Source organism: Providencia sneebia DSM 19967 (genome assembly GCF_000314895.2).
Lineage (GTDB): Bacteria > Pseudomonadota > Gammaproteobacteria > Enterobacterales > Enterobacteriaceae > Providencia > Providencia sneebia.
In genome coordinates this window covers 2738599-2762721 of sequence record NZ_CM001773.1, presented here as the reverse complement: position 1 = coordinate 2762721, position 24123 = coordinate 2738599, and the positions used below count along the sequence as shown (strand labels likewise).

The 24123-nt window shown below is 38.4% G+C and carries 19 protein-coding genes; 14 read left to right on the top strand and 5 right to left on the bottom strand.

Annotated features, from left to right (window positions below; all coding sequences use genetic code 11):
• Positions 1-22 precede the first annotated feature (22 nt).
• From accD to OO7_RS11490, 6 genes are all read left to right on the top strand, one after another.
• On the top strand, positions 23-1003 hold the full coding sequence (accD, locus tag OO7_RS11515) for an acetyl-CoA carboxylase, carboxyltransferase subunit beta (RefSeq protein ID WP_043892883.1): 981 nt from the start codon (positions 23-25) through the stop codon (positions 1001-1003).
• Complete coding sequence (gene folC, locus OO7_RS11510; protein WP_201764257.1) at positions 996-2300, top strand: bifunctional tetrahydrofolate synthase/dihydrofolate synthase; 1305 nt, start codon at positions 996-998, stop codon at positions 2298-2300. The genes accD and folC overlap by 8 nt, the downstream gene beginning before the upstream one ends.
• Entirely contained in the window at positions 2290-2952 is a 663-nt protein-coding gene (gene dedD / locus OO7_RS11505; RefSeq protein ID WP_008916103.1) for a cell division protein DedD, read from the top strand. The genes folC and dedD overlap by 11 nt, the downstream gene beginning before the upstream one ends.
• A gap of 178 nt (positions 2953-3130) precedes the next feature.
• Positions 3131-3634, top strand: coding sequence for a colicin V production protein (gene cvpA / locus OO7_RS11500; protein WP_008916102.1), 504 nt, complete (start codon positions 3131-3133; stop codon positions 3632-3634).
• A gap of 14 nt (positions 3635-3648) precedes the next feature.
• Entirely contained in the window at positions 3649-5166 is a 1518-nt protein-coding gene (gene purF, locus OO7_RS11495) for an amidophosphoribosyltransferase (protein WP_008916101.1), read from the top strand.
• A gap of 197 nt (positions 5167-5363) precedes the next feature.
• Positions 5364-5936 carry a UbiX family flavin prenyltransferase gene (locus OO7_RS11490; RefSeq protein ID WP_008916100.1) on the top strand — a complete coding sequence of 191 codons (573 nt, stop codon included), beginning with the start codon at positions 5364-5366 and terminating at the stop codon, positions 5934-5936.
• 28 nt (positions 5937-5964) lie between these two features.
• Here the strand turns inward: OO7_RS11490 and OO7_RS11485 are convergent, their stop codons facing one another.
• Positions 5965-6888, bottom strand: coding sequence for a TIGR01777 family oxidoreductase (locus tag OO7_RS11485; RefSeq protein ID WP_008916099.1), 924 nt, complete (start codon positions 6886-6888; stop codon positions 5965-5967).
• 356 nt (positions 6889-7244) lie between these two features.
• Here OO7_RS11485 and yfcD point away from each other — a divergent pair, with 356 nt between their 5' ends.
• Together yfcD and gss are read left to right on the top strand one after the other, a co-directional pair.
• Positions 7245-7784, top strand: coding sequence for an NUDIX hydrolase YfcD (gene yfcD / locus OO7_RS11480; RefSeq protein WP_008916098.1), 540 nt, complete (start codon positions 7245-7247; stop codon positions 7782-7784).
• Between the two features lie 472 nt (positions 7785-8256).
• On the top strand, positions 8257-10143 hold the full coding sequence (gss, locus tag OO7_RS11475) for a bifunctional glutathionylspermidine amidase/synthase (RefSeq protein WP_008916097.1): 1887 nt from the start codon (positions 8257-8259) through the stop codon (positions 10141-10143).
• A 242-nt stretch (positions 10144-10385) separates the two neighbouring features.
• Here the strand turns inward: gss and pta are convergent, their stop codons facing one another.
• Together pta and ackA are read right to left on the bottom strand one after the other, a co-directional pair.
• On the bottom strand, positions 10386-12515 hold the full coding sequence (gene pta, locus OO7_RS11470) for a phosphate acetyltransferase (RefSeq protein ID WP_201764256.1): 2130 nt from the start codon (positions 12513-12515) through the stop codon (positions 10386-10388).
• Between the two features lie 86 nt (positions 12516-12601).
• The gene (gene ackA, locus OO7_RS11465; RefSeq protein WP_008916095.1) at positions 12602-13804 is read right to left on the bottom strand and encodes an acetate kinase; all 1203 of its coding nucleotides are present in this window, start codon (positions 13802-13804) and stop codon (positions 12602-12604) included.
• Between the two features lie 629 nt (positions 13805-14433).
• On the opposite strand from ackA, the gene yfbV reads away from it, so the two are divergent.
• The 5 genes from yfbV to OO7_RS11440 all read left to right on the top strand — a co-directional run bounded on the left by yfbV (position 14434) and on the right by OO7_RS11440 (position 18697).
• Positions 14434-14889, top strand: a complete 456-nt coding sequence (gene yfbV / locus OO7_RS11460) for a terminus macrodomain insulation protein YfbV (protein WP_008916094.1) — start codon at positions 14434-14436, stop codon at positions 14887-14889.
• A 127-nt stretch (positions 14890-15016) separates the two neighbouring features.
• Positions 15017-15511 carry a YfbU family protein gene (locus OO7_RS11455; protein ID WP_008916093.1) on the top strand — a complete coding sequence of 165 codons (495 nt, stop codon included), beginning with the start codon at positions 15017-15019 and terminating at the stop codon, positions 15509-15511.
• A gap of 22 nt (positions 15512-15533) precedes the next feature.
• Positions 15534-16208 carry a sugar phosphatase gene (locus OO7_RS11450; protein WP_008916092.1) on the top strand — a complete coding sequence of 225 codons (675 nt, stop codon included), beginning with the start codon at positions 15534-15536 and terminating at the stop codon, positions 16206-16208.
• An 87-nt stretch (positions 16209-16295) separates the two neighbouring features.
• Entirely contained in the window at positions 16296-18125 is a 1830-nt protein-coding gene (locus tag OO7_RS11445) for an SLC13 family permease (protein ID WP_008916091.1), read from the top strand.
• A gap of 152 nt (positions 18126-18277) precedes the next feature.
• Positions 18278-18697, top strand: a complete 420-nt coding sequence (locus OO7_RS11440) for a hypothetical protein (protein ID WP_008916090.1) — start codon at positions 18278-18280, stop codon at positions 18695-18697.
• Positions 18698-18811: 114 nt separating this feature from the next.
• Here the strand turns inward: OO7_RS11440 and yfbR are convergent, their stop codons facing one another.
• Both yfbR and OO7_RS11430 read right to left on the bottom strand, forming a co-directional pair.
• Positions 18812-19393 carry a 5'-deoxynucleotidase gene (gene yfbR / locus OO7_RS11435; RefSeq protein WP_008916089.1) on the bottom strand — a complete coding sequence of 194 codons (582 nt, stop codon included), beginning with the start codon at positions 19391-19393 and terminating at the stop codon, positions 18812-18814.
• 785 nt (positions 19394-20178) lie between these two features.
• Positions 20179-21393 carry a pyridoxal phosphate-dependent aminotransferase gene (locus OO7_RS11430; protein ID WP_008916088.1) on the bottom strand — a complete coding sequence of 405 codons (1215 nt, stop codon included), beginning with the start codon at positions 21391-21393 and terminating at the stop codon, positions 20179-20181.
• A gap of 1012 nt (positions 21394-22405) precedes the next feature.
• Between OO7_RS11430 and OO7_RS11425 the strand changes: the two genes are divergently transcribed.
• Positions 22406-23335: a LysR family transcriptional regulator gene (locus tag OO7_RS11425; RefSeq protein ID WP_008916087.1), complete on the top strand. Its 930-nt coding sequence runs from the start codon at positions 22406-22408 to the stop codon at positions 23333-23335.
• The last annotated feature ends 788 nt before the right edge of the window (positions 23336-24123 follow it).

The window sequence follows — 24123 nt, the reverse complement described above, 5'->3', positions numbered from 1 at the left end:
AATCAGACGAAAAGGTCCATTAATGAGCTGGATTGAAAAAATACTAAAGAAAGGAAACTTGACCCAATCACATAAAGCTAACATTCCAGAAGGAGTGTGGACGAAGTGCGATAGTTGTGGACAAGTATTATATGGCGCGGAACTAGAGCGTAACCTAGAGGTTTGCCCTAAATGTGATCATCACATGCGTATTCATGCACGCCAGCGCCTTGAAACTTTCTTAGATGAAAATTCTACAAGCGAATTAGGTAGTGAACTTGAACCAAAAGATATTCTCAAGTTCCGTGATTCAAAAAAATACAAAGATAGAATTTCTGCGGCTCAAAAAGAGACCGGAGAGAAAGAAGCTATTGTTGTAATGAAAGGCACATTGAAAGGTATGCCAGTTGTTGCTGCAGCATTTGAATTCTCCTTTATGGGCGGTTCTATGGCATCCGTTGTGGGTGCGCGTTTTGTCCGTGCAGTAGAACAAGCTTTAGAAGATAACTGCCCGTTAGTGTGTTTCTCATCGAGTGGTGGTGCGCGTATGCAAGAAGCACTGCTTTCATTGATGCAGATGGCAAAAACCAGTGCAGCATTGGCGAAGATGCAAGAACGTGGTTTACCTTACATTTCTGTCTTGACTGACCCTACTATGGGAGGCGTTTCGGCAAGTTTAGCAATGCTAGGTGACATTAATGTTGCAGAACCGAAAGCATTGATTGGCTTTGCGGGTCCACGCGTTATTGAGCAAACAGTAAGAGAAAAACTCCCTCAAGGTTTCCAACGTAGTGAGTTTTTGTTAGAAAAAGGTGCAATCGACATGATTGTACGTCGCCCAGAAATGCGCGATAAGCTCGCTGATATCCTAGCGATGTTGACTAACCAACCTAGTTTTGAAACAACAGCAGTTATACCTGAAGTTGAAGAAGACGTAAAAATTGATATCACTGAAGATGAAATTGATATTGATGAGTCTGAAATCAATAAAGGGTCTGCTAAGCATAAAAAAGATGATGAGTAATCCATCCACAATCCCTAATGCTGAGTCTCCTTTGGAGACTTGGCTTTCTTATCTCACTGACCTACATAGCCAAAATATTGATATGGGGTTAGAGCGAGTCGGGAAAGTTGCTCGCCAAATGGCACTGTTACAGCCAGCACCAAGAGTGATCACTGTTACAGGGACAAATGGCAAAGGAACAACCTGCCACACACTTGAATCCATTCTAATGGCGGCTGGATTAAAAGTCGGTGTGTATAGTTCTCCACATCTTATTCGTTATACAGAACGCGTAAGAATTCAAGGCCAAGAGCTTCCTGAATCAAGTTTTTGCCAAGTCTTCGCTGATATAGAAGTGCAGCGCGGTGATGTTTCTCTGACCTATTTTGAATATGGCACTTTGGCGGCATTAAAGTTGTTCAAACAAGCCGACTTAGATGTTGTTATTCTTGAAGTTGGTTTAGGTGGACGCCTTGATGCGACAAATGTTGTTGATGCAGATATCAGCGCAATAACCAGTATTGCTATCGATCACACAGATTGGTTAGGGTCGGATAGGGAACATATTGGTTTTGAGAAAGCAGGAATATTCCGTAGTGGTCGTTATGGCGTAGTTGGCGAGCCTGATATGCCGCTTTCGATTGGCGAATATTCGCAAAAGATAGGGACTATTTTATTCCAGCGTGGCAAAGATTGGACATTCGACGAACAAAATAAAAGTTGGTCATGGCAAAGTTCAAAAGGTGAATGGTTCAACCTGCCATTACCGAATGTGCCATTAGCAAACGCAGCTACTGCTCTTGCGGTAATTTGTTGTTTAAAAGAGCTTGATAGCAAATTAGCACAATATATCACTGATAAAGCAATTGTTGATGGATTGAAATTTGCACAGTTACCTGGGCGTTTTCAAATTATTGCTGAAAAACCATTAACAATCTTAGATGTTGCCCATAATCCACATGCTGCGGCTTATTTAGCAATGCGTTTAAGCCAATTGCCGCAGGTTGAAGGTCGACGTATTCGCGCTGTGATTGGTATGTTAGGCGATAAAGACATACAAGGAACACTTGCGTGTTTATCTGAGCAAATAACGGACTGGTATGTTGCACCATTAACCGAGTTTCGTGGCGCACCAGCATCCCAATTAAGCCAGTATTTAGGATCACCACAAGTCTTTGATTCAGTAGATGCAGCTTGGGAACAAGCTTGCCGTGATGCAACTAGCAATGATGTTATTGTTGTGTGTGGTTCATTTCATACTGTAGCCCATGTCATGATGTTGTTAGAAAAACAGAAGGATAATATCGGTGGCGAGTAAATTTCAGAATCGTTTAGTCGGTGCCATAGTTCTTGTTGCAGCCGGGATCATTATATTGCCAGCTTTATTAGATGGGGATAAAAAATACAATGAGAGTGAATTTGCAGCCATTCCGATTATTCCTAAACCTGGCGATGAGCAAGATATTGAAGCGATTGCACCATTAACACAAACAGTCACTTCCGGTGTGAATTCAGAAGCCATGTTGTCTGAGGCTATTTCTGAGCAAAAACAGGCGGAGCAACAACAGGTAGCGACATCACCGGCTCAAGGTTCACCAAACATTATCACTGAAGCGCCGAAAAAGCCTGAACCAAAACCCGAACCTAAACCGCAGCCAAAACCTGAGCCTAAGCCTCAACCAAAACCTGAACCGAAACCAGAACCTAAGTCTGATGTGCAAGCACCACAAGGCAAAGCTTTTGTTGTGCAGCTTGGTGCATTGAAGAATGCGGGAAAAGTTGAGGAAATTGTCGCGAAATTGAGATTTTCTGGCTATCAAGTTTATACCGTGCCTTCTCGCCCTGTTAATGGTCAATTAACACGGATTTTTGTCGGACCAGAAACTTCTCGGCAGCGACTAGAAAGTGCCTTGCCAGAACTGCGTTCTCTTTCTGGTTTACAAGGCGAAATTAGGGTTTTTAAACCTTAACTAAGTTAAAGAATAGCATGTGTAAGTAAAGTTTTTTAAAGTAATAACTGCGGCGAATATGAATTTTTCTTTTCGCCGCTAATTTTTTAAATTGTATGTAAAATGGTTACGCAAACGTTTTCGTTTCTGTTAGAATGCACTCCTGCCACTGCCGTGGGTGCGAATTTTGGAAAAAGATATGGTCTGGTTAGATTACGTTATTATCGCCATTATTGGCTTTTCGGCATTGGTAAGCTTGATCCGTGGTTTTGTTAGAGAAGCATTATCACTAATCACATGGGGCTGTGCCTTTTTTGTTGCGAGTACATTTTATCCTTATTTAGCGGATTATTTTACGCGCTTTGACGACATTCTGGTGAGAAACGGTATTGCGATTGCAGCGTTATTTATCGCAACGTTAATTGTGGGTGCCGTTGTCAACTATGTGATTAGCTCTTTAGTGCAAAAAACGGGGTTATCGGGCACAGATCGTGTTCTGGGAGTTTGTTTTGGTGCATTGCGCGGAGTATTAATTGTATCAGCACTGTTATTTTTTCTGGATACATTTACTCCATTGCCTCAAAGTGAGGATTGGCAACGCTCAGAACTTATTCCACAGTTCAGTCACATAATTAGGTGGTTTTTTGACTACCTGCAAAATGCGTCAAGTTTCCTACCGGAGAATATTTCTCCGTCTGGCTGATGAGGAAAGACTAAATGTGCGGTATTGTCGGTATCGCCGGTGTAACACCGGTCAACCAATCAATTTATGATGCTTTAACTGTGCTACAGCACCGTGGGCAAGATGCAGCAGGCATTGCTACCATTGATAGCAACAATAATATCCGTTTACGTAAAGCCAATGGTCTCGTAAAAGATGTTTTTGAAGCTCGGCATATGCTCCGGTTACAAGGTAATATAGGGCTTGGCCATGTTCGTTATCCAACAGCGGGTAGTTCAAGTGCATCAGAAGCACAGCCTTTTTATGTGAATTCGCCTTTTGGTATCGCGCTTGCACATAATGGTAATCTGACAAATGCGCATGAATTAACGCGTAGTTTATTCGAAACGGCACGCCGTCATGTCAATACATCATCTGATTCTGAAATTCTACTGAATATTTTAGCCTATGAATTAGACCGTTTTGATCATTTCCCATTAGAGCCGGATGACATTTTTACGGCCGTTGCGGCAGTCCATAAAAAATTACGTGGCGCTTATGCTTGTGTTGCCTTGATAATTGGTCATGGAATGCTGGCATTTCGTGACCCTAATGGGATCCGTCCATTGGTTCTAGGTCGCAGAATACTGGATAACGGCGCACAAGAGTATATGGTGGCTTCAGAAAGTGTTGCCCTTGATACATTAGGTTTTGAATTTTTACGTGATGTAGCACCAGGTGAAGCTGTTTATGTCACGGAGCAAAGAGAACTGTATACTCGCCAGTGTGCAGTTAATCCGCAGTTAACACCTTGCTTGTTTGAATACGTCTATTTTGCGCGCCCAGATTCATTTATTGATAAGATTTCAGTGTATAACGCAAGATTAAGAATGGGGCAAAAATTAGGCGCAAAAATTGCTCGTGAATGGGAAGATTTAGACATTGATGTTGTGATCCCAATTCCTGAAACATCCTGTGATATTGCATTGGAAATTGCGCATATTCTTAATAAGCCGTATCGCCAAGGTTTTGTGAAAAACCGCTATGTTGGCCGTACTTTTATCATGCCAGGTCAGCAAGAGCGTAGAAAGTCAGTACGCCGTAAACTAAATGCTAACCGCGCGGAATTCCGTGATAAAAATGTTTTATTGGTTGATGATTCAATTGTCCGTGGCACAACGTCTGAGCAAATTGTTGAACTAGCTCGTGAAGCTGGAGCTAAAAATGTCTATTTTGCTTCTGCGGCGCCTGAAGTTCGCTTCCCAAATGTGTATGGTATTGATATGCCAAATGCAAATGAGTTAATTGCTCACGGCCGTGAAGTTGATGAAATCCGTAAACTTATTGGTGCGGATGGCTTAATTTTCCAAGATCTGAGTGACCTTGTCGACGCTGTACGTGAAGAAAACCCTGAAATTAATGAGTTTGAATGTTCAGTCTTTGATGGCATTTATGTGACGAAAGATATTGACCAAACTTATTTAGATTATTTAGAAGACCTTCGTCGAGATGATGAACTGAAAGTTAAAGATCAGCATGAAATTGAAGATCTTGAAATTTATAACGAAGGTTAATATTCATTTGTAATAGAAAATACCCGTTGTTGATGACAGCGGGTATTTTTTTGTCCATCTCAAAGTAATCGCTTAATTTTTAAAAGTAATAATTTCATTCTTACTGAGTAAAGTAGCATGTAGAACAACGATATTTAGAGGTTTTTCGCGATAATAATTGTTACTATACAAAAAATATCTATTTAGCTGGGGGCAGGATGAAGAAATTAATCATCGGTTTAACGGGAGCAAGTGGCGCTATTTATGGCGTTAGGTTGTTAGAAGTACTTAAACCTGTTGAACAGGTGGAAACTCATTTAGTGATGAGCTCTGCTGCCCGCCAAACATTATCCTTAGAAACCGATTATAGCGTCAAAGATGTCCAGCAATTGGCTGATTATACCTATGATAATCGTGATATTGCTGCAGCTATTTCTTCAGGATCTTTTCGAACCGCAGGCATGGTAATTATGCCATGCACGATGAAAACACTTTCAGGTATTGTTAATAGTTATACTGATACGTTAGTGACTCGCGCGGCTGATGTCGTACTAAAAGAAGGGAAAAAATTGGTACTAGGTGTACGAGAAACACCATTGCACCTTGGACATCTGCGGTTATTGGTGCAAGCCGCTGAAATTGGCGCTGTGATTATGCCGCCTATGCCAGCGTTTTATCATCAACCTCAAACTATTCAGGATATTGTCGATCAAACCGTGAATAGAGTGCTCGACCAATTTGATATTACGTTAAAAGAAGAGCTGTTTAACCGCTGGCAAGGTGCAAAGTAAAACAGCCCTAATGCGGGCTGTTTAGGGATTAATCGCCATTATTTTCATTTTTCTCATGAGCAAATAAATCTTCTAAAGCGATTCTTAGTTCAATGAATTCAAATTGAAATCCAGCTTCTTCTAACCGTTTAGGGATAGCTTGTTGACCACCCAGTAGCATGGTTGCGGCTTCACCGAGCATGGCTTTAACGGCAAATGCGGGTGTGCGAACAAAAGCAGGGCGGTTAATGACTTCACCTAGCATAGCGGCGAATTGATCATTATGTACGGGATAAGGTGATGTCATATTGAATGGACCTGATAACGTCGGGTTATCCAATAGATAGCAGATAGCACTCACCATATCATTGATATGGATCCACGGCATATATTGTTTGCCGGTACCAATTGGCCCGCCAGCACCCATTTTAAAAATTGGGAGGACTTTGGCTAGTGCGCCACCTTTTAATGACATTACAAGCCCAGTACGCATTAAACAAACCCGAGTTGATTCAGATTGCGCATCAAGCGCTAACGACTCCCAGCGCTGGCATAACATATGGGTAAATTCATCATGTGGCTCTTCTGACTCGGTAACAACAGCTTGTCCTTGGTCACCATAATAACCCACCGCAGAACCGGATAAAAAAGTGTGGGGGGGCGTTTTGCTGGCATTGATTAATTCGGCTAAACGCTGAGTGACATTCCAACGACTATTGCAAAGCAATTTTTTTTGTTCTTCGCTCCAACGCTTTTCTGTAATGGGTTCTCCAGCGAGATTAATTACCGCGTCAAAATCATTGAGATCTGTCTTATCTTGTAAAGAAGTCCAACATTCAACCGCTTCACAAAAAAGGCTATAGACTTTTTGCGGAGAACGGCTCAATACCGTTACTTTGTCGTTGCGTCCGACAAGTCGCTGAACAAGAGGAGTACCTATCAGCCCTGTACCGCCAGTAATGAGAATCCGCATAATCGCCTCCTGTGAAAAATCGGACTAATTTAAGTTAACAATCATTGTGCTAACTATAGCATCTGTTAAAGAAAATTGCTGGAATGGAACTCAATTTCTCGAAAAAGGGTGACTTAGCAAATTGTATTTATTAAATATTGTAGTTTTATGATGTAAATTAAAAAAATTCAACTCATTTTATTAGAGATTATGATTAGTATCGCTTAACGTTAAAAACAATACCCAAATTTCATGTCGAATACTTGCAAGGGGTCAATGAAAAGCATACCTTGTACAGAATAATAGAAATAGCTATATCAGCAGTAAATTTACGGTATAAAAACTGTGTCGATAAGTTAATAAAAAAGGTTTTAGGGATGGCAGAAGAAAACGAAGTGGTTGAATGGGTTGATATCGTTAATGATAAAAATGAAGTAATTGCTCAGGCCACTCGTCGGCAGATGAGAGCAGAAAACTTACGTCATCGAGCCACTTATATTGTTGTTCATGACGGTATGGGAAAAATTTTAGTACAAAAAAGAACAGATACTAAAGATTTCTATCCTGGATTACTCGATGCAACTGCGGGGGGCGTTGTCACTCAAGGTGAAAATATTCTTGAGGCGGCAAAACGTGAAGCTGAAGAAGAGCTTGGGATCGCAGGTGTTCCTTTTGCGGAGCATGGTGTGTTTTATTATGAAGGTGATAATTGCCGGATCTGGGGCGGCTTATTTAGCTGTGTAAGTCACGGACCTTTTGCTTTACAAGAGTGTGAAGTGGTTGAAGTCAGTTGGTTAACACCAGATGAAATTAGTGCCCGTTGTGATGAATTTACGCCAGATTCTCTTAAAGCACTCTCATTATGGTTAACGCGCAATAATGAAACTGATAAAACTATTATATGCAGTAATACTTAATAGCCTTAGATAAAATTGTTGATATGCTCTATTTTTAAGTCGTTCTTTTAAGTAATACATCATTATCTTTTTGGACAATAAAAATAGAGCATGATAAATAGTCTTAAATAATATTAAAGCATATTATCAAATGTTTTTATATTAATTTTAATATCTTTAATAAATAGAATTAAAATTGTTATATATCAGCAGGTTTGTATATCTAATCTTTTTAGTTATATGATAAGAAAATATAATAATTACTGTTTTTATTTTATAGCAATGCAATAAAATACTTTTGATTTACTCTATTTGATTTATTCTATATTGTCAGTTTTACTTCCTATTTACCTTTCCGTAATAAAAATTAATTATCTTAAATATTAATTCAATATTTTATTGATGAGATAGCACTGAAATAGATATTTTTTATCGTTGATAGGCGTAAACTAGAAAGATAGCCGATGTCGATTTAGCAAAATGGAGCCAAGATATGACTTTGAAGGATTATGAATATGAGCCTTTTGGTGCATTACTAGGATATGCACCTGGCGGCGTTGCAATCTATTCATCAGATTATGATTCATTATCAGACGTTGAAAAAGAGAATGATTTTTCTTTTCGTAGTTATATTGGTAATGAATACATGGGATATAAGTGGCAATGTGTCGAGTTTGCCCGCCGCTTTTTATATCTCAATCATGGTGTTGTTTTTACTGATGTTGGCATGGCTTACGAAATTTTCTGTTTGCGCTTTTTACGCAGAGTTGTCGATGATGAATTATTACCTTTAAAAGCGTTCCTAAATGGTAGCCAAGCAAAACCAGTTGAAGGAGGGTTATTAATTTGGGCTGAAGCAGGCGAATTTAGTAAAACAGGTCATATTGCTGTCATTACACAAGTCTTCGATGACAAAATTCGTATTGCTGAACAAAACGTGATTCATCATAAATTGCCTATTGGTCAGCAATGGACACGGGAATTACCTCTGAATTATGAAGAGGGCAATTACACCATTGTTGATACATTTGCCGATACCAATATTCTAGGTTGGATGCTACAAACTGAAAATGATGAATATGCTTATTCTGAACCCAGTATTAATCCTGAATTACTGCAAATTCATGCGGAACGATTAGATAATCGGGTTGATTTTAGCCAGACATGGTTAGATGAATCTAATCTAATTGAAAAAGCGTATATCCAAGCTAATCATGGCTGCAACTTAAATAAAGATCCTCACGAATATTTTACTATTTCTAGTACAGCTGAGAATCAATTAATACAAGCGACAAATGAAGTCCATCTTATGTACCTGCATGCTACAGAGAAGGTATTAAAAAGTGATGAGTTGTTAGAATTATTTGATATTCCAAAAGTATTATGGCCGCGTATTCGTTTATCATGGAAAAACCGTCGTCATGATATGATCACCGGAAGACTCGATTTTTGTTTAGATGAACGAGGCTTAAAAGTTTATGAATATAATGCGGATTCAGCTTCATGCCATACTGAAGCTGGATTAATTATTAATAAATGGGCGAAAGTTGGCCAACTTGAAAAAGGCAGAGATTCTAGCCGCTACTTAACAGAATTACTGGCTAACTCATGGAAACATTCAACGGCGAAACCGTTTATTCATATCATGCAGGATGTTGATAGTGAAGAAGATTATCATTCACAATTTATGGCTCATGCCATTATTGAAGCGGGTTTTGAATGTAAAATAATCCATGGGTTAGATGAACTGATTTGGAATGAAACAGGGCAAGTCATTGATAGTGAAGGCAGAGTATTAGAGTGTGTTTGGAAAACTTGGGCTTGGGAAACGGCACTTGAACAAATTCGTCAGGAATGTGGTGGTGATTATGAATCCTCAACATTACAAATATGCACAGGCCAATTGGAAAGTAATGATGTAAGGTTAATTGATGTTTTACTAAAACCTGAAATTTGTGTGTTTGAACCATTGTGGACGGTTATTCCAAGCAATAAAGCTATCTTACCAATACTGTGGTCACTATTTCCGCATCATCCTTATCTTTTGGATACCAGTTTTACAATTAATGATGAGTTACGCCAAACAGGTTATGCAATAAAACCAATAGCTGGGCGTTGTGGGGCGAATATCAATTTAGTTGATGGACAAGATGAAATTTTAGATCAGACTTCTGGTAAGTTTCATCAACAAGAAAATATCTACCAAGAATTATGGCTACTACCAAATATTGCAGATCGTTATATTCAGGTGTGCACGTTTACTGTTGGTGGGCATTATGGCGGAGCATGTTTGAGATCTGATCCCTCATTGGTTATCAAAAAAGATAGCGATATAGAGCCACTTTGGGTACTGGATGATGATTTTCTGAAACAGTCTTAAAAACAAGTCGGATGTGGCTCAATATGACGATATCTAACTAATGAAAATATAAATGGATAAGGTCTAAGCAATTAAAACCATCACTCGAAGTCTATTTTTATCATCATAGGCTTCAGTGGTGTTTTTTACAGATTAGTTCAACGTAACTATATGATATTAAATATGCTGGGCTAATAAATAAAAATGCCAACCGATAAATATCGATTGGCATAATTTATTTTTAGGTGACGATAAAGCTAAGATTACGCGTTGTCGTTTTGAGCTGCTTGAATTGCAGTTAGAGCAACGGTGTAAACGATATCATCAACTAATGCGCCACGAGATAAATCGTTAACTGGTTTACGCATACCTTGCAGCATTGGTCCGATAGAAACTAAGTCTGCTGAACGCTGTACTGCTTTATAAGTGGTATTACCGGTGTTCAAGTCAGGGAAAATGAACACAGTAGCTTTACCAGCAACTGGTGAATTTGGTGCTTTAGATTTAGCAACATCAGCCATTACCGCAGCATCATATTGCAAAGGACCATCGATGATTAAGTCAGGGCGTTTTTCTTGTGCTAAACGTGTTGCTTCACGTACTTTCTCAACATCACTACCTGCACCAGAGTTACCGGTAGAGTAAGAGATCATCGCAACGCGTGGATCAATACCAAATGCTTTCGCTGAATCCGCTGATTGGATAGCAATTTCAGACAGTTGCTCAGCTGTTGGATCTGGGTTAATCGCACAGTCACCATAAACAAAGACTTGCTCAGGAAGCAGCATAAAGAATACTGAAGAAACTAATGAGCTACCTGGTGCAGTTTTAATCAGCTGTAAAGGTGGACGGATAGTATTTGCGGTTGTATGTACCGCACCCGATACTAGGCCATCAACTTCACCTTTTTCTAGCATTAACGTACCAAGAACCACGTTATCTTCAAGTTGTTCACGAGCAACAACTTCTGTCATGCCTTTGCTCTTACGTAATTCAACAAGACGTGCAACATATTCTTCGCGAACTTTTATTGGGTCAACAATTTCAATACCCGTACCAAGTTCAATACCTTGTGCAGAAGCTACACGACGAATATCGTCTGGGTTACCTAACAGCACACAAGTTGCGATACCGCGTTCAGCACAGATAGATGCAGCTTTAACTGTACGTGGCTCATCACCTTCAGGTAGAACAATACGTTTACCTGCTTTACGAGCAAGTTCTGTTAATTGATAACGGAATGCTGGTGGTGACAAACGGTTAGGGCGTTCTGAATCAGCAACGAGAGATTCAATCCAGCTGCTGCTAATATGGCGAGCAACATAGTTTTGAATTTTTTCAATGCGTTCATGGTCATCAGCAGGAACTTCGAGGCTGAAGCTTTGCAGATTCAATGAGGTTTGCCAAGTATTGCTGCTTACCATAAAGACGGGTAAGCCAGTTTCAAATGCTTGTTCGCAAAGTTTGCGGATAGGTGCATCAATATGGTAGCCACCTGTTAATAGGATTGCACCAATTTCAACGCCGTTCATTGCGGCTAAAGAAGCAGAAACTAATACGTCAGGGCGGTCTGCTGAAGTGACCAGCAATGAGCCTGGACGGAAATGTTCAAGCATATGAGGAATGCTGCGTGCACAAAAAGTGACGGATTTAACGCGGCGAGTATTAATTTCACCTTCGTTAATAATTTCTGCATTCAAATGTTTTGCCATATCAATGGCACGAGTTGCGATTAAATCAAAGTTCCAAGGAATAGAAGCCAGCACAGGAAGGCTTAGGCACTCTAGATCTTTAGGTGTGATATTCGCAATTGTCGCTTTAGTTGACTCATCAAAAATTTCAGATAAGTCAGGGCGAGTACGACCTTGTTCATCAACAGGCGCATTCACTTTATTGACGATCACGCCAATAATATTTTTATTACGTGGCCCGCCAAATTCATTACGGACCAGCTCTAAACGTTCACGAACTTGTGAAATAGAGCTATTGCCTGGAGCAGTAACAAAAACAATCTCTGCACCTAAAGTTTTAGCAATATCATAGTTTAGTGATTGAGCAAAAGAGTGCTTGCGAGTTGGCACTAAACCTTCAATCAGTACAACTTCTGCATTTTTTGTTTGCTCATGATAACGAGCAACAATTTCTTCCATCAATACGTCTTTTTTTGAAGAGGTCAAGAGTGACTCAACATATTCCATTTCTAATGGTTCGACGATTTTGGTGATGCTGGAGTGGGAGCGTAAAACAGTGGTAGTTTGATCTTTGTTACCGGAAATACGTGGCTGAGCGATAGGCTTAAATACGCTTAATTGGACACCTTTTTGTTCCATTGAGCGAACGACACCTAAGCTGACGCTGGTTAAACCAACGCTTGTGCCAGTAGGTATTAACATAATTGTACGAGACACGGGAACCTCTTTTTATCGGTTACTCTAATAACAAAATAGTACCGCCAGCATAAGGCTGGCGGTAAGATCTTTTATGCTGTCAAGCGAGCTGCATCTTGGGCAATCACTAATTCTTCATTAGTTGGGATAACGAGTGCAGGGCGGCTGTTATCAGTTGTGATAAGACCTTCTTTGCCAAAACGAGCGGCTAAGTTGCGTTCGTTGTCACATTCAAAACCAAGTAGTGCGAGTTTTTTCAGTGTTAATTCGCGAACGTGCGCTGAGTTTTCGCCAATACCACCTGTAAAGATGATTGCATCGAGACGGCCTTCCATCAATGCGCCGTATGCACCAACATATTTTGCTAGGCGGTGACAGAAAACATCCATTGCACGTTTAGCATCAGCTTTGGTGTCATAGTTATCTTCAACATAACGGCAGTCACTAGTCACGCCAGTTAAACCAAGAAGACCAGATTCTTTGGTTAACATTTTGTTGATTTGATCAACACTCATGCCGAGTGAATCATGCAGATGGAAAATAATTGCAGGGTCGATATCACCACTACGAGTTCCCATGACCAAACCTTCTAGTGGGGTTAAGCCCATAGAAGTATCAACACATTCACCATTAACAATCGCAGTAACAGAACCACCATTACCTAAGTGGCAAGTGATAACGTTCAGTTCTTCAACAGGTTTGTTGAGTTTTTTAGCGGCTTCACGAGAAACATAGAAGTGGCTTGTGCCATGTGCGCCATAACGACGAATGCCATGTTTTTCATAAAGATCATATGGCAGAGCATATAGATAAGCTTCTTCTGGCATAGTGGTATGGAAAGCAGTGTCAAATACAGCAACGTTTTTGTTCACTAAATGTGGGAATTCTTTTCTTGCTTCCTCAATACCAATCAAGTGAGCTGGATTGTGCAGTGGAGCAAATGGGATAGCTGCTTCAATACCACGAATAACATCATCAGTAATCAAAACAGAAGAGGTGAATTTCTCTCCACCGTGAACAATACGGTGTCCAATAGAACCTATTTGTGCAGACAATTCTGGTTTCGCTGCAAGAATAGTGTTAACAATGAAATATAATGCTTCACTGTGAGCCGCGCCTGCACCAAGTTGCGCTTCATGTTTAGCACCATCCATCTTCCACTTAATACGGGCTTCAGGCAGATTAAAGCACTCAGCTAAACCAGATAAATATTCATCGCCATTTGTAGGGTCGATGATGGCGAATTTCAGTGAGGAGCTACCGCAGTTTAGAACCAGTACCAGCTTACTTGACATGGAAATACCTATCGTTAATTGTTGTTGTGGAGTCTTCTAACGCAAATTTGCAGATAAAGACTTCGTAAATAATGATTAACCGCTAGAAGCCTAGCGTATTTAACCCCTGATATTTCATGATTGATATCATGATTAAGTTAAAAACATGAAGATATCGGTAAACTAAAATTTAATCGGGTTTTAGAAAAATAATGTTAATCGTATAATTGCACTAAGTGAAATACAAAAGGACTTAGCCATTGGTGTTGAAATAACGTTTAAAACCCCAATCTAATATAAATGCTGTTAACAAGAAGCAACAGGCTTAAGGAAACAAAACGATGAAATTTCATCGCTATGCTAAATGCGGCTAATTCTACTAAAAAATTTTATATTTTGTATGTTTTTTTTAGAAATGGCGAAATTGATTGATTGAAATCATATGCTTTTTATGAAATACGCATTTTATGCAAATTTACCTTCTGCTGCCTGTCTAACATAATCATTAAGCTTAGATGATTTTATAAAAAATGAATGCATTGGTACTATGTAAACACAGAACAGATTCTATGAATGCATAACAAATGCTAGTTAATAGATAAAGTACTAATGAATCATATTGCTGAATTAATAAATATAGGAAACTATTAATGAGTACATTACAAACCTCCCCGCCAGGATTTTTTAAGCGGTTTAGATTGGGGAATTTGTATCTAAAAACTTTTCCATTGGAGAAAAAACTTTCTCCAATATTTCCTGAACTAAGGATGATCAAAGCAACGCGCTTTGGTATCCGTTTTATGCCGCCAATCGCCATTTTTACACTTGCTTGGCAAATTGCTTTGGGTGGGGATTTAGGTCCAGCAGTTGCAACAGCACTATTTGCCTGTAGCTTGCCGATGCAAGGTTTATGGTGGTTAGGTAAGAGAGCCTCTACGCCACTACCTCAAGGATTGCTTAGTTGGTTTTATGAAATCCGAGAAAAATTTGTGCAAGCTGGGATTGCGATGGCGCCCGTCGAGCAACAACCGAATTATATGGCGTTAGCCCAACTCCTTAAACGCGCATTTAAGCAATTAGATAAGTCATTTATGGATGATATTTAAGTTAAAAGTTCGAATTAACAACAAGTCACACAAAAAGGTTGTTTAGATCAATAAAAGTGATGTTTTCACTATTCATCATGAAAGTTGAATGCGAAGATGCAATAAAATTTTTCCGCAGGAGACTATGATGGAAATGACAAATGCGCAACGCCTGATTTTATCTAATCAGTACAAAATGATGACAATGCTTGATCCTGAGAATGGTGATCGCTATCGCCGTTTACAAACCATCATTGAGCGTGGTTTTGGCCTACAGCTTCGTGAACTTGATAGAGACTTCGGGGAATTAAGTGAGGGCACTTGCCGGACAATTATTGATATTATGGAAATGTATCATGCATTGCAGGTGTCTTATGAAAACATGGCAGACAAGCAAGGTATTGATGCTCGTCGTGTACAATTTCTGGGTTTTGATGCGGCAACGGAAGCGCGTTATTTAAGCTATGTGCGTTTTATGGTGAATACTGAAGGCCGCTATACTCATTTTGACAGCGGTACTCACGGGTTTAATTCTCAAACGCCAATGTGGGATAAATATGTGCGTATGTTGGGTATTTGGCGAGCATGTCCTCGTCAATATCACTTGTCCGCTGTTGAAATAAATCAAATCTTCAATGCATAGTTATTTTTACTAAGGAGTGAGCGTGGAGCTTAAGGCAAAAGGTTTTCTATTTGATCTTGATGGTACTTTAGCGGATTCACTCGCTGTTGTTGAACGTTGCTGGTGCCTATTTGGTCAAGAAATGGGTATAGATCCTGAAGAAATCATTCATTTTATTCATGGGAAACCTGCGTTGACGAGCTTACGTCACTTTATGCCATCAGCCAGTGAAGACGAGATTATGGCGCGTTTTCGCTGGCTAGAAAATATGGAAGCAACGGACACAGAAGGTGTCATTGCACTGCCCGGTGCAATTGCATTACTTAATCGTTTAAATGAATTAGATGTGCCTTGGGCCATAGTGACATCTGGAACTGTGCCTATTGCACATGGTCGCCAGAAAGCGGCTAACTTACCTGAACCAAAACATTGGGTCACTTTTGAAAAAGTCACGAAAGGTAAACCTGATCCTGAGCCGTTCTTACTCGGGGCAAAAACATTGCAATTAGATCCGAAAGAGTGTGTTGCTTTTGAGGATGCGCAAGCAGGTATCTATTCTGCTTTGGATGCAGGTTGTCAGGTAATTGCTGTCCATGCGCCTGAAGAGATGGCAAGAAGAGAAGAAATTCATATTATCGTGCACTCATTAGAGCAGGTTTCTGTTTCAGGCCCTGATGAAAATGGGTTTTTTACACTTTTCGTGCCGAAAAATGGTTAATTAGGATTAAATCAAAGAAATCATCTATAAAACATGATTAACTAAGGTAAATATTAACGGTCTTTTTTTTCGTCAAAAGGGGATGTTTTGAACGGAGAATTGCTGTGGGTGTTAAGCCTATTGTTAATCGCTGTTATTTTGTTTACGACAAACAAAATACGTATGGATGTTGTGGCATTATTAGTTATTGTCGCGTTTGTTTTAAGTGATACGTTAACATTAGAACAAGCAACATCCGGTTTTGCAGATCCTAACGTTTTACTGATAGCGGCATTATTTGTGATAGGTGATGGTTTAGTACGAACCGGAATTGCTTATCAGATGGGTGACTGGTTAGTTAGGGTCGCCGGCAGTAGTGAAAGTAAAATGTTAGTTTTCCTGATGATCACGGTGGCTGGACTCGGGGCTTTCATGAGTTCAACTGGCGTGGTTGCTATCTTTATTCCTGTCGTATTAAGTGTTGCTGCGCGAATGAAAATATCGCCTGGGCGCTTAATGATGCCGTTAGGCTTTGCGGGATTAATTAGTGGCATGATGACGTTAGTGGCGACGCCGCCAAACATGGTCGTCAATAGTGAGCTTGTCAGAGAAGGCATTCAAGCTTTCCAATTTTTCTCTATCACACCAATTGGTATTCTGATTTTAGTTGCAGGGATTGCTTATATGTGGATTGCTCGTCGCTGGCTAGGAAGTAGCGAGATGGGTAATCAACCAGACCGTTATCAGAGAACTTTCCGTGATTTAATCCGTGACTATAAACTCGCTGGCCGTGCCCGTCGTCTTGCTATTCGTAAAGGCTCACCTTTAATTGGTCATTCACTTGAAGAGTTACATCTGCGTTCGCGTTATGAAGCTAACGTGGTGGGAATTGAGCGCTGGCGTAAATTTCGCCGTGTGATGGTGAGTGCAACCGGGGGAACGGAATTAAGAGAACGAGATGTGTTATTAATTGATATTTCCGTGAGCGATGATGAATTACGTCAATTTTGTTTTGAACAAAAATTAGAGCCTATGATCTTGCGTGGAGACTATTTTTCCGACCAATCCCGAGATGTGGGAATGGCGGAAGTCTCCATGAACCCTGATTCAGAATTACTCGGTAAAAGTCTGCGGGATATTAAATTCCGTACGCGCTATGGGCTAAACGTAGTCGGTATTCGCCGTGAAGGGAAAGCACTTGCAGGTAAGCTAGTTGATGAACCTTTGCGACTTGGAGATATTCTATTAGTTATCGGTGATTGGAAGTTGATCCGTATTTTATCAACTAAGCCGCGTAATTTTATTGTGTTGAACCTTGCCGCCGAAGTGGAAGCCGTTGCCCCTGCGGCTTCACAGGCACCACATGCATTATTTTGTTTGGCGTTGATGGTTGCTTTAATGGTGACGAATGAAATTCCTAACTTTATTGCGGCTTTAATTGCCTGTTTATTAATGGGTAAATTCCGTTGTATTGATATGGAAAGTGCTTATAAATCAATTCACTGGCCGAGTATTATTTTAATTGTTGGGATGATGCCCTTTGCTATTGCCTTGCAAGAAACGGGAGGGATTGCACTGGCGGTTGATGCATTAATGAAAATCGCTGGGGATATGGGGCCTCATGTCATGTTGTTATGCTTATTTATACTCTGTGCATCAATTGGTTTATTTATTTCAAATACAGCAACAGCGGTATTAATGGCACCAATTGCGATTGCAGCCGCGCGACAAATGGACGTATCACCACTGCCATTTGCAATGATTGTTGGTATTGCCGCATCAGCAGCATTCATGACACCCGTTTCATCACCTGTGAATACGTTAGTATTAGGTCCTGGTGGATATAAGTTTGCAGATTTCCTAAAAATGGGTGTGCCGTTTACCATTATCGTCATGCTTATCAGTGTTGCCGTCGTTCCTATCCTATTCCCATTCTAAAATCACCACTGTGAAGATAGAACCCTAACAAATTAGGGTTCTTTTATAAATGTATTACCTATTAAATATTAGAATAGTGATATTTAATCATTTTTGTAGTCCAGAATTTTCTTGATAGTGTAATTTCTCATTAACTTATTAGAGAAATTTTTATGAACGAGCAATATATACAGAATCCATATAGTCGTTACGCATATTGTGTCTTTGAAAATTATTGGGGGGAAGCGTTACACTCCGTAGAAATCACTCATTACGTTAAAGGTTTTATAGATAAAACAAAAAGGCTTCAGACATATAAATTACTTGAGGATGTACCAGATAAAACAGTAGCAGAACAACATTTTCAAATTGTATATGAGCAACGTATTATAGATTCTTATGACTATTGGAATGTAGTGATTAAAACTGAAAGTGGGAAAATATACCGAACAAAGGATAATTTTTATTGCTCTATTGCATACTACGATGATAATCAGATTATCTTAGGTGTTAATGGTGATGCAAAATCGTTATATGTGGTCTTTACTCACTCATCAGGATATAACACAGAATTAATTGAAGTTTCATCATAATGAAAATAACTTGTAGCAGAACAAAAGATTCCACTTTATAAAGTTATTTTCTAGTTTATAAAATTATAAGAAGAAGAATTAGTGGTAGGAATGCGAGTACATTCCTACATTTAGTTAATTACTTATTTCATCTAATGAAAGGGTAAATCCAGGAACAAAGGTGCGCATAAAATAATCCATCTCAGGGCTTTTCCTCTCCCCAAGAATTTTTTCTAAGCGTTTTTTAGCCAATTTAAATTCACTATTTCCTGCGGATAACTCTTCTAAGCATTTTAAATAAGCACATAATGAATCGGCTTGCTTAACGATGAAATGTTCTTCATCAGATTGAAACTCTTCTACCACAAGCGATTTAAAATCCTCTTGTAGTTCTTCAGGGAGCATATCTAGCAGTTTTTGTTGGGCAAATCGTTCTATTTTTTTATATTCATGAGCGATTTGTGGATTGTGATATTTAATTGGTGTGGGTAGATCACCTGTAATCACTTCACTGGCATCATGGTACATGGCTAACAAGGCAATCCGTTCTGCATTTACATTACCCGAAAATTTGCGGTTTTTGATAATGGCGAGGGCATGGGCAACCATAGCAACTTGTAAACTGTGTTCCGAAACATTCTCAGTGCGAACATTTCGCATTAAAGGCCAGCGATGGATGAGTTTCATTCTAGCGAGATGCGCGAAAAAATAGCTCATAAATCCTCGTATTTGCGATTACATGAGCCTGTATTGTATAGCAAATAACGGCTTATTGATATTCTTTGCCATGTGTAAGTATTAAAAATAGATAAAATAATAGATAAAATAATAGAGGAATATTAATGCTTAAATTAGCTTAATAAAGGCGTATTTTATTATAGATTCACATTTATATTGCTATATAGAATCTGTTTACTGTGCAATTAAGATAGTATAGAAAGAATAAAATGATTAGTTACTGAATTTAACAGAGCCTTAATTTATTCTTGATTATTTTTCCTTCTTTTTTACTAACTGATAATAATCCATTGTTAATAAAAACTATTATTAATTAAATTCTAAAATTAGAAAGAGGAGTAATTTAATTTATCCTTAATTGATTATCTAAAATAGAGTTTTATTTGTAATGTTAATTATTGATTGAAGTGTTAGTATAAAAACTTATAATAAAAATATTATTGTGGATACTTAATAGTAAGGGGCATTATGAAATACTTTCCAATTATTTTACTGTTATTTTTCTTAGCAGCTGTTTATGTTATTTCTATTCTTTGATTATTGAAATTTGATAAATATAAAAATGTCATTTTAAGATAGAAGATATGAAAATAACATAATTACGCTTTTGAATGAGAAGCATTTGTTATTAGGCAACACAAAAAAATATCTTATAGTAAGAGTATTTAATTTCTAATAATAAATATTGAGCTATAAGCAATTGAAGATCCCCTCTTTTGAGGGGATTTTTACTATTTTACAATTAAAAATTTCGTTTTAAAAATTTATTGATGGTAATTTTCAAGGAAACGGCCGAATTTATTAATTGCCATTTCAAGGTCATCGGCATACGGCAATGTTACAATCCGGAAGTGGTCAGGCTCAGGCCAATTAAAGGCTGTGCCTTGGACGAGCAGCACTTTTTCTTGAAGAAGTAAGTCTAAGATCATTTTCTGGTCATCATGAATGTTAAAACGTTTAATATCAATTTTCGGGAACATATACAGCGCACCTTGTGGTTTTACACAAGAGACTCCCGGAATTTGATTAATTAAATTCCACGCACGTTCGCGTTGTTCATAAAGTCTGCCACCAGGTTGAATAAATTCACTGATACTTTGATAACCACCTAACGCAGTTTGAATAGCATGTTGCATAGGAACGTTAGCGCATAAACGCATAGACGCTAGCATTTCTAGCCCTTCAATATAGCTTTTGGCTTGTTTTTTGGGGCCATTTAATGCCATCCAACCTTGACGAAAACCTGCTACGCGGTAGGTTTTTGATAAACCATTAAAAGTGACTGTGAGTAAATCAGGTGCAAGCGCAGCAATTGAATGGTGAACTGCATCATCATATAGAATCTTGTCGTAAATTTCGTCCGCAAAAATAATCAGATCATTTTGACGAGCGAGTTCAACGATCTCAAGAAGCAATTCTTTACTGTATACCGCGCCAGTTGGGTTATTTGGGTTAATAATGACAATACCACGTGTTCTTGGTGTGATCTTTTTGCGGATATCATCAATATCAGGCATCCATCCTTGTTGCTCATCACAGATATAATGAACAGCATTACCACCAGATAAAGAAACGGCGGCTGTCCATAAAGGATAATCAGGTGCAGGGACGAGCATTTCATCGCCATTATTGAGTAAAGCTTGCATTGCTTGAACGATCAGCTCAGAAACGCCATTACCAATATAAACATCTTCCACAGTCATTTCATGAATATTACGTGCTTGATAATGCTGAACTATCGCTTTACGTGCTGAATATAACCCTTTTGAATCACAATAGCCTTGAGAGCTTGGTAAATTACGTAGCACATCGACCAGAATTTCATCTGGGGCTTCAAAGCCAAATGGTGCCGGATTACCAATGTTTAGCTTGAGAACTTTGTTTCCTTCTTCTTCTAAGCGTTTTGCTTCTTTCAACACAGGACCACGAATGTCATAGCAGACGTTATCAAGCTTATTGGATTTTTTAATTTCGTTCATTCTTTCTCTCATTTCCCTAATTGGGACGTTCAGTAGGGTGGCTCCGGCAATCTAGTCATATTTCAAAGGTGATGATCCACATTTAAAATAGGGCGATAGAGCTTGCTACGGACATTACTTAGATTTTTATGCATCAGATACACTTCTATTTGTTGTTTTTATACCCTAAGAAGTTTTCTGTAATATTGGCTACAACTGTACTCCTACCTCGAAAGCTTTTGAAGATAGAAGATAATTTTTGGTGTAAAAGGTTGATTTATACAGTAAATTGTTGTTTGATGACTTTAGGTATCACATAGGGTGGGTTATAATTTCAAGTTTTACAATAAAAATGGAATTATATATCGGTAAATAAGCGGCTTTTGGCGAGAAAGTTAATTTAACTATAATACTAGGATACATTAAAAAGATTGTATCATTTTGTAATTTCTATGAAGAAAATAAGAATGTATATCATAAAATAGAAATAAAATTACATAGATATTCAATTATTTTAGATAAAATCCAGCTTTTTTGTTAGTAATATTGATTATTTTAATGAGAAGATAGATGCAAAGAAAAAAGGGAATTTATCTAATATATTGAAAATCAATCTAATTAAGAGCATCAATATAGAATGTTTCAATGTACTTACATTAAAATAATTTCAATTACACTAAATATGTTAGTATTTAGAAATCGCCTTAAACAGATAGTTATTTTTAGGTATTCAACAGATTGGCGGTTTATATTGCAGCCTAACCTGAACTGATACTTTCTGCACTCGGGCAAATGTGTAAAATTTCTTTTATTAGAATAAGCTCAATTGGTATAGATATTATGTAACTAATGGGATAAAAACCTTGTGTAATAATAAATATCGCTGATTGTTTTTTTTCGATTAGATAAAAGTCGTTAATGTTCATCTAAGGAGTAGATGCACAATTTAAGATATTCAAGTTATTAAAGCAGCTGATCTCAAGGAGGAGAACAGGAACACCAGGTACTATAAAATTATATAAGAGAATTAATGATGATAAATTCCAATCGTCCAATAATGAACCTAGATCTCGACTTGCTACGTACGTTTGTTGCTGTTGCCGATCTGAATACCTTTGCCGCCGCTGCCGCCGCAGTATGTCGAACTCAATCCGCTGTTAGCCAACAAATGCAGCGTTTAGAACAATTAGTTGGTCGTGAGTTATTTGCGCGTCATGGACGTAATAAATTACTCACTGCACATGGTTTACAATTGTTAGGTTATGCAAGACAAATCTTACGTGCGAACGACGATGCGACTGCTTCATTAACTTATAATGATGCGGAAGGTGAATTAAGGATTGGTGCTTCTGATGATACGGTTGATATTTTGCTACCATTCTTATTGAACCGTATTGCGTCTGTATTTCCACGTCTTGCTGTTGAGGTACGTATTAAGCGCGCACAACATATTGAGTCAATGTTAGATAATCATGAAATTGATTTAGCTTTGACAACTGCGCGTATTAATCACCATCCAAAAACAGCATTGAGAACGGTGCCAGTATTGTGGCATAGCGCGCCTGATTTCCAGCTGCGCCCAAATGAGCCGATCCCGCTGGTTGTGATGGATGAAACTAATCCATATCGCAAACTCAGTACTGACGCGTTGGATGATGCAGGTCTAACATGGCATATTGCTTATGAAGCCGCTTCACTTCCAGCGGTTAGAGCAGCTGTGAATGCAGAAGTTGGTGTTACTGCGCGACCAATGGAAATGCAAAATACAGACTTACGTATTTTAAGCGAATCTGATGGTTTACCGCGCTTACCAGACATTCAGTATTGGTTGTATAAAAATGCTGATGAACAAAAGGATTTCGTTTTGACCGTATTTAGTGCTATTGAAAATAAGAAGATCCCTTATGCTGTAGCACCAGCAAGTGATGAAGCGGTTCTTAATGAAGGAACTCATACTATCTAAATAAACATTACAGCTAAATAAGAAATATTATTATGTATATCGTGATTAAACTGAGTGTTTTTTACACACTACATATTGATTGATTTTTTAGCTGTTTTTAGTTCTATCATCTTAAGCTTTATCTATTATCTAAATAAAAACCGCGATATGAAATGCTCTTCATGAGTTGGGAAACCAATTAGTGGGGAGCATATCAATATATTCGCGGTTTTTTTGAACGAGAAATAAAGAAAAAGCGCATTAACCACTTAAGAAGTATGGTTAAAAAGATGAGAACATGGAATAATTGTGATGTAGCTGGCAGAACCTGAAATTTGTATTTTAGTTAAGTAATTGTTAGCTGATTAACAATTATTTTTCGCTAAATAGCTAAAATAGGACTGATTAGTCAGACAGTTAGTTGATTTAATAAATAAAAAGTCGTTAATGAGACTTAATCCAAATTAGTTTGTTATGTAAACAATTCGAGTATTTTTTCAATAAAACTGTGTCCTAGATCAAATAAAAAGCGCAATTTTTCATCTGTAAAGACAGGTTTTTCCTGAGATAATGGTGTAGTAAAAGCGAAGAATCGGTTAAACTAGTCCTTGTGTTTACTAGTGTTATTTTCACACTGACACGTTTTAGCCGCTTTTGTATGTTTTTTATTATGTTACCACCTCCAAATTGGTGGCGGGATGTAATAATTACGGGTTATTTTGTTTAATTTAAGCAAAATAAATAGTCAGAGAGAGGACAAACCAAACACAGTCTTCAGGCTGTTTTTTAGTTTGGTGGTTAATTTTGGT

Excerpts from the sequence above, each read along its gene's own strand:
- OO7_RS11485 (WP_008916099.1), bottom strand. The coding sequence starts at position 6,888 with ATGCGGATTCTCATTACTGGCGGTACAGGGCTGATAGGTACTCCTCTT.
- accD (WP_043892883.1), top strand. The coding sequence starts at position 23 with ATGAGCTGGATTGAAAAAATACTAAAGAAAGGAAACTTGACCCAATCA.
- OO7_RS11455 (WP_008916093.1), top strand. The coding sequence starts at position 15,017 with ATGGAAATGACAAATGCGCAACGCCTGATTTTATCTAATCAGTACAAA.
- OO7_RS11430 (WP_008916088.1), bottom strand. The coding sequence starts at position 21,393 with ATGAACGAAATTAAAAAATCCAATAAGCTTGATAACGTCTGCTATGAC.
- OO7_RS11440 (WP_008916090.1), top strand. The coding sequence starts at position 18,278 with ATGAACGAGCAATATATACAGAATCCATATAGTCGTTACGCATATTGT.
- folC (WP_201764257.1), top strand. The coding sequence starts at position 996 with ATGAGTAATCCATCCACAATCCCTAATGCTGAGTCTCCTTTGGAGACT.
- OO7_RS11490 (WP_008916100.1), top strand. The coding sequence starts at position 5,364 with ATGAAGAAATTAATCATCGGTTTAACGGGAGCAAGTGGCGCTATTTAT.
- cvpA (WP_008916102.1), top strand. The coding sequence starts at position 3,131 with ATGGTCTGGTTAGATTACGTTATTATCGCCATTATTGGCTTTTCGGCA.
- gss (WP_008916097.1), top strand. The coding sequence starts at position 8,257 with ATGACTTTGAAGGATTATGAATATGAGCCTTTTGGTGCATTACTAGGA.
- ackA (WP_008916095.1), bottom strand. The coding sequence starts at position 13,804 with ATGTCAAGTAAGCTGGTACTGGTTCTAAACTGCGGTAGCTCCTCACTG.
- purF (WP_008916101.1), top strand. The coding sequence starts at position 3,649 with ATGTGCGGTATTGTCGGTATCGCCGGTGTAACACCGGTCAACCAATCA.
- OO7_RS11425 (WP_008916087.1), top strand. The coding sequence starts at position 22,406 with ATGATAAATTCCAATCGTCCAATAATGAACCTAGATCTCGACTTGCTA.
- yfbV (WP_008916094.1), top strand. The coding sequence starts at position 14,434 with ATGAGTACATTACAAACCTCCCCGCCAGGATTTTTTAAGCGGTTTAGA.
- yfbR (WP_008916089.1), bottom strand. The coding sequence starts at position 19,393 with ATGAGCTATTTTTTCGCGCATCTCGCTAGAATGAAACTCATCCATCGC.
- pta (WP_201764256.1), bottom strand. The coding sequence starts at position 12,515 with ATGTTAATACCTACTGGCACAAGCGTTGGTTTAACCAGCGTCAGCTTA.
- yfcD (WP_008916098.1), top strand. The coding sequence starts at position 7,245 with ATGGCAGAAGAAAACGAAGTGGTTGAATGGGTTGATATCGTTAATGAT.